The 484-nt window shown below is 71.3% G+C and carries 1 protein-coding gene; it reads right to left on the minus strand.

Going from position 1 to position 484, the window contains the following annotated elements; translation table 11 throughout:
* The coding region (locus tag ACLZOT_RS49895; RefSeq protein ID WP_416975970.1) for a S8 family serine peptidase at positions 1–484 on the minus strand (484 nt) is incomplete at both ends.

Below are 484 nucleotides of genomic sequence, written 5' to 3' on the forward strand. Positions count from 1 at the left end.
TCTTCGGCGTGCCGTCAGGCGTCCCCAGGTACTCCTTGCCGTCGTACGCCGCCGGCGCGGTCTTGTCCTTGGGAGGCGAGGCGGAGGCATCGACCGCCGCGTTCGCGTTGATCGGCCCGTAGCCGAGCAGGGCACTGCCGCCCCCGGCGGGGCGCTGTGCGGTGGCGATCAGGACGTCGTTGACCTGGGCGGGGGTCAGCTTCGGGTTCTTCGCCTTCATGAGGGCGACGACGCCCGCGGCCAGTGCGCAGGCCGGCGAGGTGCCGTTGACCTCCTTGTATCCACCGGTGTTCGTCGCGCTGTTGATGGCGACGCCCGGCGCGGCCACGTCGTTGTACGTGTGGACCGTGGAGAACTCCGCGCGGGTGCCGTTCTGCTGGGTGGCGGCCACCGAGATCACACCGGCGTAACCGGCCGGGTACGACGTGCTGTTGAGCCCGTCGCCCGAGTTGCCGGCCGAGGCGAGCACCGGCACACCCGCGAC

Source organism: Streptomyces sp. 4F14 (genome assembly GCF_048159485.1).
Classification (GTDB): domain Bacteria; phylum Actinomycetota; class Actinomycetes; order Streptomycetales; family Streptomycetaceae; genus Streptomyces.